The 11821-nt window shown below is 41.0% G+C and carries 9 protein-coding genes; 3 read left to right on the top strand and 6 right to left on the bottom strand.

What is annotated here, in order from left to right; genetic code table 11:
- Nucleotides 1-2: 2 nt before the first annotated feature.
- Complete coding sequence (locus DC094_RS01495; protein ID WP_116685317.1) at nucleotides 3-1658, bottom strand: hypothetical protein; 1656 nt, start codon at nucleotides 1656-1658, stop codon at nucleotides 3-5.
- A gap of 665 nt (nucleotides 1659-2323) precedes the next feature.
- Here DC094_RS01495 and DC094_RS01490 point away from each other — a divergent pair.
- A complete protein-coding gene (locus DC094_RS01490; RefSeq protein ID WP_116685316.1) occupies nucleotides 2324-3727 on the top strand; it encodes a hypothetical protein in 1404 nt (467 codons plus the stop codon).
- Between the two features lie 449 nt (nucleotides 3728-4176).
- Here DC094_RS01490 and DC094_RS01485 read toward each other — a convergent pair whose 3' ends face one another.
- The 3 genes from DC094_RS01485 to DC094_RS01475 form a co-directional block, all read right to left on the bottom strand.
- Nucleotides 4177-4899, bottom strand: a complete 723-nt coding sequence (locus tag DC094_RS01485; protein ID WP_116685315.1) for a hypothetical protein — start codon at nucleotides 4897-4899, stop codon at nucleotides 4177-4179.
- A 202-nt stretch (nucleotides 4900-5101) separates the two neighbouring features.
- Nucleotides 5102-5299, bottom strand: coding sequence for a hypothetical protein (locus tag DC094_RS01480; RefSeq protein ID WP_116685314.1), 198 nt, complete (start codon nucleotides 5297-5299; stop codon nucleotides 5102-5104).
- Nucleotides 5300-5403: 104 nt separating this feature from the next.
- The gene (locus tag DC094_RS01475; RefSeq protein WP_116685313.1) at nucleotides 5404-5670 is read right to left on the bottom strand and encodes a hypothetical protein; all 267 of its coding nucleotides are present in this window, start codon (nucleotides 5668-5670) and stop codon (nucleotides 5404-5406) included.
- Between the two features lie 202 nt (nucleotides 5671-5872).
- Here DC094_RS01475 and DC094_RS01470 point away from each other — a divergent pair, with 202 nt between their 5' ends.
- Nucleotides 5873-6451 (top strand): hypothetical protein, encoded by a 579-nt coding sequence (locus DC094_RS01470; RefSeq protein WP_116685312.1) that lies wholly within the window; start codon nucleotides 5873-5875, stop codon nucleotides 6449-6451.
- A gap of 9 nt (nucleotides 6452-6460) precedes the next feature.
- On the opposite strand, the gene DC094_RS01465 is transcribed toward DC094_RS01470, so the two are convergent.
- Both DC094_RS01465 and DC094_RS01460 read right to left on the bottom strand, forming a co-directional pair.
- Nucleotides 6461-6775, bottom strand: coding sequence for a hypothetical protein (locus DC094_RS01465; protein WP_116685311.1), 315 nt, complete (start codon nucleotides 6773-6775; stop codon nucleotides 6461-6463).
- A 275-nt stretch (nucleotides 6776-7050) separates the two neighbouring features.
- On the bottom strand, nucleotides 7051-7446 hold the full coding sequence (locus DC094_RS01460; protein ID WP_116685310.1) for a hypothetical protein: 396 nt from the start codon (nucleotides 7444-7446) through the stop codon (nucleotides 7051-7053).
- 1091 nt (nucleotides 7447-8537) lie between these two features.
- On the opposite strand from DC094_RS01460, the gene ygfK reads away from it, so the two are divergent.
- Entirely contained in the window at nucleotides 8538-11699 is a 3162-nt protein-coding gene (ygfK, locus tag DC094_RS01455; RefSeq protein WP_116685309.1) for a putative selenate reductase subunit YgfK, read from the top strand.
- Nucleotides 11700-11821 lie beyond the last annotated feature (122 nt).

Raw genomic sequence — 11821 nt, 5'->3', positions numbered from 1 at the left:
TGTTATTCCTCAGCAGCTATGGCTTGATATTTAAGATATAAAGTCGCGTCGTATAAGCGAGTCCCTTTTGCATCGCCTTTAACATAAATTGCCAAATCGAAATCTTCAGTAAGTGGCAATCCGTTGATGGATATACCGTTACCGTCGGTATTCAATCCGCTTTTGGCAATGTTAATTTCGTTATGGCTTGCATCAATCCAGCCAAGGCTGCTGGCTAATGGAGATTCAATATCGGGTTCAAAATCCAGTAGATTAAGCGTGGTGACGGTTTCATCACCAACCGGATATTTGTCGACGCCGTGAGCGAATGGAGGTTGCAAACAATTTTTGGTTGGAATTTCCAAAGATGGAATGTCCTGGCCAAATTTATTCGACTTTAATCGCCAGCGTGGGCCGGTCGCATTGGTTATATCTTCATCGGGGTTTAATGCCGCAGCAAATGGGTCTCGGTCTGTTGTAGTGTACCAAGCGTTGGTTAAGCCTAATTGCAGATCTTCGGAAAAAGCTGCTTCTTCGGTAAAGTTACTATTTTTAAATAAGGTTCCTGCGGGAATATAATCGCCATCGCCTTCGTAGCATTCTTTGCTAGACATCCAATCTGAGCCAGTGACAACATATTCAGGCAGTTGGCCAATTGCAGCTTCATTTTCCATATCTTCAGGACGCACCTGATCGTTAGGATTGTTGGTGATATGGTGGTTAAGCACTAAAACGGCTTTTAGTACTTCAAATTCTGCACCCGGTACTTTCCATTCTTCGGGTAATGCCATACGAGCATAAAGCCGTATATCATTTGGGCGTTTAACAGCATTTCCCCAGCGATATAATGGTTTGCCATCATCTTTTAAAGTGATTGAATAATCTTTTCCTACTGCGATATCATCACGAATTGTTGACTCATTTGCTTCCATTTGATCGCCAGGAACAATGCTGGTAAGTGGTATGTCAGTAAGATTGCCAGCTTCCATAAGCAGTAAATTATCGTCTAGCTTGGTTTCCGAGCAGTTTCCAACAATGCTGCCATTTTCTGGATTAAGTAAATTTTTTTGATCGGTGCTGGTGGGGTTATCTGTAGTGTAAGGCACAGATTCATAGCAGGTAAGAACATGCTCCATAGTGGTGTAATGCTCAGTGGAACACTTAACCAATGAGCCACCTAAACCTGCACACCAACTGCCAGTGCGCTTAGGTGCTTTAAATGAAACCGTTTTAGCATTGGCAATAATTAAACCATTAGCTAAGTCAGCAACCCATCCTTCGCCGTAATTCTGGTCGAATTTTTTTTCTGCAGCACCAACAAAGTCTTCAACGTAATAACCAAACTGGCTATCAATTGGATAGACAATTTCGCCAGTTTTTTTCACGGTTGTTGGTTGAGCTGCATTGTCTGGACATTCGGAGTTCTTGCTATCAGGTAAGCCACAAATAATCGCCGGATTATTGGCAAAAGTGGTGCCGTTGTAGCCGCCTTGAACATCATTAATAGAGAAGGTGTGGCTGACTGAATAATTAAAGTCACCATCTATCGATGCCTTGGCAACTTCGGTTTGAGAGTCGCAGCCTGCCAGGCCGCCCAGTAATAGGCAACAAGCAGTTAAAAGCCAATGCTGAGGCGCGACGCGAAAAATAGGTATGCGTTTTGGGTGGGATTTACTCATGGCGCTTTCCTTTGCATCTTGTAGTTTTTAGTTGTGCAACGGTTTAACTAAACGGTAACGTTGTTTTAATTGTCTTGCAATTTAAATAAGTAAATATGGTATGAATATTTAATGAAACTTTTTGTGTCATCTTTGTTAGAATTGAATTGTAAATATTTGGTAATCAATGTCTGTTTAAAACTGAGAAAACGCTGTTTTTCGATACATTGTTTACAGCTGGTAGCGGCTTGGGTTTAGGGTGAGTTATAAAAAAACTAAATCAATATTTTGCGGGTGAATACATAAGATAAGGCGATTCAGCCAGTCTATGTTCATAGGTATTTTCTATATGATTAAGTACTGTCAATCTTAGTTTTGGCATGACGATCCATAGATGGAAGAAATCCAAGGAAAATGTTTGGAACATTTGCTGCCTGTATCACCTATATTGGCGTAACTATGGTTTCTTGGTGAGTATCGCGGCATGCCTTGAACGTGTCATTTTGAGCATAAATACGAGAGCTCAGTTGCTAGAGATAGTAGTTGGATAGTGACGGACGTAACAGTAAATGCTTTAATTCAAGCATTTACTGTTACGTCTGGTGCTTTTAGAACATAGCTCTCTGGCTGATTCAGGTTTTAGTTGACTATCATAACTATCACTCATTAATAACTCAGTATTGATCATGCCACTACAACGCTTAGATCTTCCTAGTATTGAAAGTAATTATTGGCTTAAGCCTTTATTTGAGATGCTTTGCGTGCGCCTTCAGCAAGTAATCGACGACGTTGTTGCTGATCAATTGCCGCCATCACCTAAAACATCTCGATGCATTGCTGTGTTGCAGAGATTTATAGAGATCATTCAGGCTTATCAGAGAAAAAATAATTTTTCCAATGCTTATTTATTGGTTTGCCAAGTTTATTTTTACTGCATTAAAGATACCGATGAACATAAGAAATATCGAGGCGGTGACGCATGCATGATAAAAATAGATTTGGATCTTTCAGGACCAATAAAAGATCAATTGCTTCTGGTTTGTAATATTTTCATGAGCCAATTTCAGAAAAATTTCAATCAAAGCGTACAGCAGCTATCCAGTGAAGATGGAGTCGCTATTATCCATAGAGTTTGGTTAGGCAGCAGCCCTGATGAAGAATGTTTAATTCGTGTTGCGAACACTAATCGTAATCTAGAAAGGCACTGGAGAGTGAAAGGCAGGGTTGCTCATATTCTCTGGACCAATGCTCCAACACTACTGGCACAAAAACATAGTAAATTATATGGTGTATTTGAAATAAAAGATATTAATGAGCTGATGGTTCTGGCCGATAAAGTTTGTGATTTAAATACGCGAGTGCGCTCTTATATTTTGTGGAAACAGTATTCATATGCTTGCGATATTTTGAGAATTCTTGCATTGTACTTTTATGGTGGATTATACTTGGATTTTACTTGGGTGAGTGATTTCATTGGTACTGGTTTTGATGCTACAAAGAATGATGTGTTTTCACCAAAAAAATCTACTGATAAAATATACAAAGAATTGTCATCAGAGAGAATTATCCCCTTTCATTTCCAGCATGACAAGGTTACAAATGATCATTTGTTAACTCATGAACTTATTAGTAGAGATAAACGTAGTTCAGCATTTATGCATGTCAATCATTTTGTTGATAATAATATTTTGTATTCGGGCGCGCAAGAAAGTCCTTTTATACGAGAAATATTAGAAAACATGGTTGATACCTATGAAAATGATAAAACCCAAAATTCATATGGAAAAATTCTGAAGTTGACGCACCAATCCAAACTGCCGCACAAAACTTTGATACATAAGCAGCTCAGAAAACATTTTATACCAGGTAGAGTCATTACTTGTGCGGGCATTCTCCCTGCGGCATTGCGTCGTATGTATTTCCTAGCATCAGTGATTCATCTTAGAATACCGGATGACAATGTGTTCTTCGTTGCCACCGATAAAGAAGGTAATAGACTTATCAGACAATTAGGTTTATTTAAGTTGCAAGGGCTTAGTTGGGCGAAAGTAGATTCGAAAAAGCAAGGCAGTGTAGAAGCGCCATTTTAATGTTGGCAGTTTGGTTTAATAAATGTGAAAGTCATGAAGTTGCTTGCGATTAAATTTTATAAGTTTTTTTGCCTGTTTTTGTATCTTTTTTTTCACTGTTCATAAAATATTCAGGCTAGAGAACGAAGAAGGAAAGCTAATAGCATTGATTGGAAGTGCGTTGTTAATTAAAAATGATGGTGCATGTAATAATAATGATGAGCCTAATAATTGTTTATCAAATTAATGTTGAATTATTGCTAGCGTTTGCTTTTCACTATAGGGCATAAAAACCTCTTAACATTTTAGTTTGATGGAGAGGTGTTTATCTAGATTAAAATATTAAAGATAACTTTCTGAGGAGTTCATTCTATTGTTAGATAGTAATTTCTTGCCTTGCTTTGAGTGTGTTCACTTTATTAATTAGTGGTTTAAGTGTGCTCAGTGGTTTTTGGTTTCTACTATAAAATCTAAGTGATTTTATTTGATGGGTAATTAATTGCAGGGCTGGCTATAATTGCTAACACAGAACCGTATGAACGATAACCAGTTAAAATATTATTTGTAAGTTGGATGAGTTGCAAAACAAGAGCTCCTGATTCTTTATTGAGAGGTGTTTCATATTGACCACTGCAAGGGTCGAACATCGCTAGCCTGCTCAAGTCGTTTTCCTTAGAATGATTGAGAATAATGGAAATTGCTGTATCTTTCTCGTAATAGAGTGTTAATACCACCAAGCCAGTTTTGGCTAAGTATTTTGCACATATTTGTAGCAGGACAATAAATGTATTGCTAGTTCCAATAGTTATGATTTCAGATGATTGACGAGCAATCCACAGTTTATGAAAGCTATCTGCTTCAGCTTGATAATGATCTTTTTTGTTTTCATATTCAGATTGACTAGCGCTTTCATATGCATGTTGATTGGAAATTACACTCATCAGCGATGGGTTTTTTTCTAATGCGTTATTATATGCTTCTACATTGCCAGCACAGTTAATATAAAGAGCGCAAAATCCGAGGCGGTAACCTTTGCCCGATCGGCCATAGAATTGAACGAGATCGTCTTTTGAGAGGGTGTTTTGGTATGTAAGTAGAGATTGTTGACGTAAAATATCAGTCTTGTAGACGCTACGGTAAGTGCATCCGAAAGTTTCGGCATATTTCTTATAATCTGTCATCTCAATGGGCATACAAATCTTCCGTGAAAGCATTGGGTTTAGTATAGCTAAAGAGGCTGTAAAAAAGATATCTGCAAACTCTGAAGTTGTTCACTAGAGTGAGTAGCACAGCACAGCACAGCACAGCACAGCACAGCACAGCACAGCACATCACATCAAATTGAGCTGTCTGCTAACCAGCGATAAAACGGCTGATATATGACTGACTTGGTAGCTATGCTTTAGTTGACAAACTTTTTATCAAATTGTGCTCTAGTCTTTCTAAAGGTTCATTTAATCTGCGCATAAACCAGCTGATGTCAGTTAATCTTTCCCGATATTCTTCAACAAAACTTTCGACATGTTTTACTTCAGATGGCATTAAATTATCGCCAGCTGAATAGCGCTGGACAATTTCTGGGCCTTTATACACTTTGCACCAGCGATGAAGTACTTAATCACCTTGCCAGCTGTTGGCTTTTTCCAGATTGACACTTCATACCAGATGGTAGTGATTGCTCAGCTCTTTAATATAAATCATGCATAACTGGCAATTTCAATTGAAAATGCATCGGCTAATAATGCCAAGCGTTTTATTATCCAGTCACGACGGTGCTCGAAGTTCTCGCCAGTATCCGGGTCAATGCCACACAACCAAGCTTTGCGACATACCCTGCTGACGCAGTGAAACCAATGACAATGCTTGGTGTTCATCCCTGCACGGCGTGGCCCAACTCGAGCAATTTCGACGGTATTGCCTTTGGAGTGAGCAGAAAAGGCAGAATTAAATTGATGACCCGACATAGCACAACCACCTACGCTATTAGAATCTGAATACAATAATTCAGTTAAGTGGCTGTGAAAAATGAAAAGAATTAATGGGATGGTTCAGGCATAACTTGAATTATGCCTGGCAGATTTTAGTTAGTTATAAAGCTAATGGCGTTTATTAAAGGTTTGTTTTGCGTTACTATTTGCAATCTAACCCAGCCATTATGGTGCTCTTGTGCCTGCTGTTATTATACTTTTTCTGCTGATGTTCAGTCATGCTGTGTCTGCTCAGGAGGTGGACTGCTTTGAAGCTTCACCAGCTTTCAAACAGTTAAATGATGATTATTACGATCTCTCGCAGGGGATTGAACTGTTGCCTTCAGAGGTAAAGCAAGTTCAAACATTGACCAAGAAATTGAAGGGAAAGTGGCAAGGAAGTCTTGAAGAGATTTACTGCTATGGTTCAGATCAATCACCCCGCATAAAAAATTCTAAAAACAAAGTTGAAGCAATTATTACAAGTGATTCCAAAGACTTATTGGTGATAAATTTAGAGGTTTTTGATCAAGGCAAGGGTAGTAACAAAAAAGATAAATTGTATATAGTCACTAAGGGGCAATTATATCAATTGCAACTATCTGAAGGAAATATTGAGTCGAATCGAAAAGTTAAAGCTTCTTCGGGTATGTTTTCGAAACGAATTAGAGAGTCTGTAATATCCCTTTCATTCAAACAGCGCACTATGATACTCGTTGCCGACTTTTACTCTCAAGGGCACTTTGAAGCAAGGCGCAAGCTTGTGCTGAAGAGGTAGGGGTAGTTTTCAGTTAGAGTGCGAAGTGATTACTCTGCTCTTTAATATCAACCATGCATAACTGGCAATTTCAATTGAAAATGCATCGGCTAATAATGCCAAGCGTTTTATTATCCAGTCACGACGGTGCTCGAAGTTCTCGCCAGTATCCGGGTCAATGCCACACAACCACGCTTTACGACATACCCTGCTGACGCAGTGAAACCAATGACAATGCTTGGTGTTCATCCCTGCACGGCGTGGCCCAACTCGAGCAATTTCGATAGTGTCAGTATTGCTTTCGGAGTGAGCAGAAAAGGCAGAATTAAATTGATGACCCGACATAGCACAACCACCTACGCTATTAGAATCTGAATACAATAATTCAGTTAAGTGGCTGTGAGAAATGAAAAGAATCAATGGGGTGGTACAGGCATAACTTGAATTATGCCTGGCATGTTTTTATAGCTCTGGGAGATGGCATGATGTTAAAAAGACAACTTTTACAAGTGCCGTTCCTGCAAATATCAACGGTTGTCAAAGATTGAGTCAATGACAACCGCATGAGAAATTGAATGTTTTTGGGCAGGAATAAATTGAATGATGGGTGGCGATGACGTTCATAGAGTGGTTGCGAGATGCGCCCTTTGTAATTCAGAGGAAATTATCTGAGAAGTGATATTCAAGTCTTCAAATTTATTTTGAGAGATTGGATTACCATATCGATACTGTTCACAATCGTCGCGATATGCACCATAAATGGTCCATGCGATCAGTCTTGGCCAGCTTAAATTTCTAAATTTATCATCTTGTTCCTTTAAAAATAAAGCTGCTTTCTTTACATGTTCTATATGATTGAGGATGGCATTATTATAGTACGCAACTGGAACGCTAAATTCAGAGATTGCAATATGCCTTGCCTCCTTTCCAATTTCTTGGCTGCGACTTGTAGATATTCCTTTCATTATGTTGTAAATAAACCAGCACGCAACAAAAAAAACAATAAGCTTTAACATTGCTATTTTTCCTATATGTCAATGGAGTGGCAGTGATCTAAGTAACATGATCTGTTGAATAAAGGCCTTATTTATTTGATAGTGTGGGGGCTGCTAATTTGTGCTTAAGCAAGTAGACCCATAGTTGATTTTTATGACGCTTCCATCGCTATATTTACAATATCGATTTGTGCCTTCTGTCCATTGAGACATCAGAACGCTTGCTGATGCTACAGATGAAATTAAAACTAGTGCTAAGCCAAGTTTGATTCTTATATTCATGATTTTAGATTGCAATTAAATAGTATATGGAAGATTACGATAGCTATTGTTTTAGTCAATGATATTTTTAAGTGGCGAGGTTTTTCTTGGTGGGGAAGCACAAATTAATGACTTGCATCAAATTTTCTGGAGGGGAGGAGGGAATACTTATTACGATGATTAGGTGTTGAAATTATTGTTTGTGATAAATTTAGTCAAATATATCAGCGAAATCGTTTGGGTCTCTACTTTGCACTATAAAAAAATTGTAAATATGAGCATGTCGTAATAACAGTTTGCTTTTGCTTGGCGTCTACCCATCCACCTCCCACCCTCTCATTCTGATCCTCTCCCAGTTTCCCCCGACCACCCTCATTACCAGCTTGATAAAACCCCCGCGCTTTTGTCGCTGCCTATATAGATGTAGGCGGTTGATTGGCTTGGTAGTGAGAATGCATATCAATAAGCGACTAAATCAATCAAAACCTAATTCTTATCGGTCGATAAAGTTTTTAATTTGGCATGACCGGCTTGCGTAAATTTGACTCATATCATTTCTGTTGATGCTAGTGATCGGTCTGACCATTGATTGACTCAAGACTGGTACGAATGATGCAAAAAACTCAGCAATACATTTGCAGGTGCTGACTTGGCCGCTGGTCAAAAGCCATTTCAGCAAGCGTTTTTCTCATTATTTTTTTAGATGCTTTTTTATATACACGAAATAATTGGAGTTGCAGGTAGGCAATGCCGCTGTGTCTTCGAATATGACGGGTATAAGTAACCAGCATTAAAAGTACTGGTACATCAGAATTACTCAGATGATGGCTGGTCAGGAGAGGGCAAGTTTTATGGCTGATATTATGCGACCCGTACCATTCAAATCGCTGATCGAGCGGATTGTGGGTGAGTATCGTCAAACCAACAGCATTTTTGGTATTCCTGCTAAGCAGTTTTTCCGCAAGCAGAATGCCCATCATATTAAGGTCTTTGAAGAGCGAGCTGAGACACCTGTCGGTCCAGCAGCCGGACCTCATACCCAGTTAACTCAAAATATTTTAACTTCATGGCTTACCGGTGGCCGTTTTATTGAACTGAAAACCGTTCAAATAATGGATGAACTGGAAATTGAAAAGCCATGTATTGATCCAGAAGACGAATGTTTTAATACCGAATGGTCTTCTGAATTTACCTTAACCAAGGCGCATGATGAATATTTAAAAGCCTGGTTTTTAACTTATTTATTGGAAGAGTTATTTGATCCGCAGCCAGATGGCAAGCGCTCATTTATTTTCAACATGAGTGTTGGCTACAACCTGGAAGGAATTAAAACCGACCGGATGCAGACCTTCATTGATGACATGATGGATTCTGCTGCTCACCCAATGTTTGCCGTGTACAAAGCTCAGTTGCAGGCGCTGGTAAATGATGAAGACTTTATCAAATTGATGGGGCTGCAAGGCGAAGCCGAGCGTATTCAACGCTTGCGCGAATTACCCAGCCGCATTCCTGGGGGCATTAGTCAGTCGATGACTTTATCGACCATGCACGGTTGCCCACCAGCAGAAATCGAAGCAATTTGTAACTACATGTTGACCGAGAAGAAGATTAATACCTTCGTCAAACTCAACCCGACCTTACTGGGCTTTAAAACCGTTCGCGGTATTTTAGATGGTTGTGGTTTTGATTATATCGGTCTGAATCCTGAAGGCTTTGAGCATGATCTGAAAATTGAACAAGCCTTGCCAATGCTGCATCGACTGGTAGCAAACGGTAAAGAGCATGGCCGTCGTTTCGGCGTTAAATTGACCAATACTCTGGCAAGCATTAACCATAAAGGTCGTTTGCCTGGGCCTGAAATGTATATGTCGGGCCGGGCGCTTTATCCATTAACTATGAACGTTGCTGCATTGTTAGCGCGTGAATTTAATGGTGAGCTGCCAATGTCTTATTCCGGTGGTGCTTGGAAAGGCAATATTAACGAGATTTTTGATACCGGCATTCGCCCAATCACCATGGCGACCGACCTGCTCAAGCCTGGCGGTTATCTGCGATTAAAAGACTGTGCAGATCGCTTGGAAACCAGCGATGCATGGGGCATGACTAAGGTTGATGTGGATGCGGTAGAAGCGCTGGCCAAAGCTTCGCTGGTTGATGATTACACTCAAAAAGAGTGGCATGAAAACCAGCGTAAAAAGCCGGTAAAAGTACCTCTGACTGACTGTTCTATGGCGCCTTGTAAGCAGGCTTGCCCAATTGAGCAAGATATTCCTGAATATATGCAAATGCTGGCCGCCGGTAAGTACCGTGAGGCGCTGGAACTGGTTTATAGCCGCAATGCATTGCCTGCAATTACAGCGCATATTTGTGATCACCAGTGCATGTACGCCTGTACTCGTCAGGATTATGAAGGGTCAGTAAAAATCCGCGAAATGAAAAAAATCGCGGTAGAAAAAGGTTGGAAAGAATTTCGTGGTAGCTGGCAAAAGCCGGAAATTACTCGTCAGGAAAAATGTGCAGTCATTGGTGCTGGCCCCGCTGGTTTGGCGGCTGCTTTATTTATGGCACGCGGCGGCTTCCCGGTTACCCTGTTTGAAAAAGAAGCTAACGCTGGCGGCATTGTTAAAAATGTAATTCCGCAATTTAGAATCGCTGCTGAAGTAATCGAGCAGGACATTCAATTTATTGCCGATAACGGCGTGAATTTTGAATTTGGCTGTGACCCGGAATTAACCGTTGATGGATTAAAAGCCCAAGGCTTTAAATATGTATTTGTTGGTACCGGTGCTGAAAAAGGTAGTGCAATTCCCCTGACTGGTGATGGAGCGCAGGGTGATACCAGCAAGGTAATTAAGTCACTTTCCTTCCTGCGTCAGTTCAATATGGATAAAACCGCACTTCAACTTGGTGCTCATGTGGCAGTGGTTGGTGGTGGTAATACGGCAATGGACAGTGCTCGCGCAGCCTTGCGTTTGCCAGGTGTCGAGCAGGTAACGGTGCTTTATCGCCGTACCGAAAAAGAAATGCCGGCCGACCGTGAAGAATATGAAATGGCCAAGGCGGATGGTGTGACCTTCTGCTTCCTGACTAATCCCGAGTCAATCAGCCCTGAGTCCATGAGCGCTGGTTCAAAAGGGGAGAGCGGTGAAGGTTCTTGTGAGTTAGTCGCTCGAGTAATGGAATTAGGCGAGCCAGATGAGCAAGGCCGCCGTCGCCCGGTTAAAACCGATAAAACCGTTACCTTGCAAATCAATACTTTGATTTCTGCAATTGGTGAGCGTCCTGATTGCGCTGCTCTGGAAGCTAAAGGCATTGCGCTGGCTGAAGATGGCTGGCCAGTGGTTGACAGCAAAACCTGTGAAACCGCCGCTGAAAACGTATTCCTGATGGGTGATGCCTTTACCGGCCCATCCAGCATTGTCAGTGCGATTGGTTGTGCTCGCAAAGCGGTGGATTGTGCGCTGGAAAGAGAAGGTACTTCGTTGGAAGTTCTGGAGCGTGAAGAACGGACTTCAATTGATGAAATCTTTGATCGTAAAGGTGCCATCCCACTGAAACTGGTTGAAGAGGGTGATGAAGGCTTTATCGCTCAGGAAGCTAGTCGCTGTTTGGAATGTAATAGCGTTTGCTCCAAGTGCGTCGATGTTTGTCCTAACCGCGCCAATATGGCATTTCCAATCCCAGGGTTTAAAGATCCGCTGCAGATTATTCATATCGATGCTTACTGCAACGAATGCGGAAACTGCGGTCAGTTCTGTAACTGGATGAGCCGTCCTTACAAAGAGAAATTCACCCTGTTCAGCCTGATGGAAGATTATCGTGATAGCACTAACTTCGGCTTCCTGGTCGATGGAGAAAAGGTGCTGGTACGAGTCGAGTCGGGTGAATTTGAACTAGGACATAAAAATGGTCTGCTGGTGGGTGATTCGATAGTTGAGCTGGGTGATGAGTTGCGGATTATTAACTACCTGATGAGCAATCACAGCCATTTGTTGAATGAAGTTTTGTTGTAACGCATACCGGGCGAGCTACTGGTTTTTTATAACCACAGAGCTCGCCCGATTTGTTTGGAGCTTTGTAGAGTGCTTGGTGGTTCCGAGTTTAATTGTTAGGCAGCGCGTCATTCCGAGCATGG

The organism is Pelagibaculum spongiae (assembly GCF_003097315.1).
GTDB lineage: Bacteria > Pseudomonadota > Gammaproteobacteria > Enterobacterales > Pelagibaculaceae > Pelagibaculum > Pelagibaculum spongiae.
The sequence above is the reverse complement of the archived record's forward strand: the minus strand, read 5'-3'. Positions and strand labels throughout refer to the sequence as shown.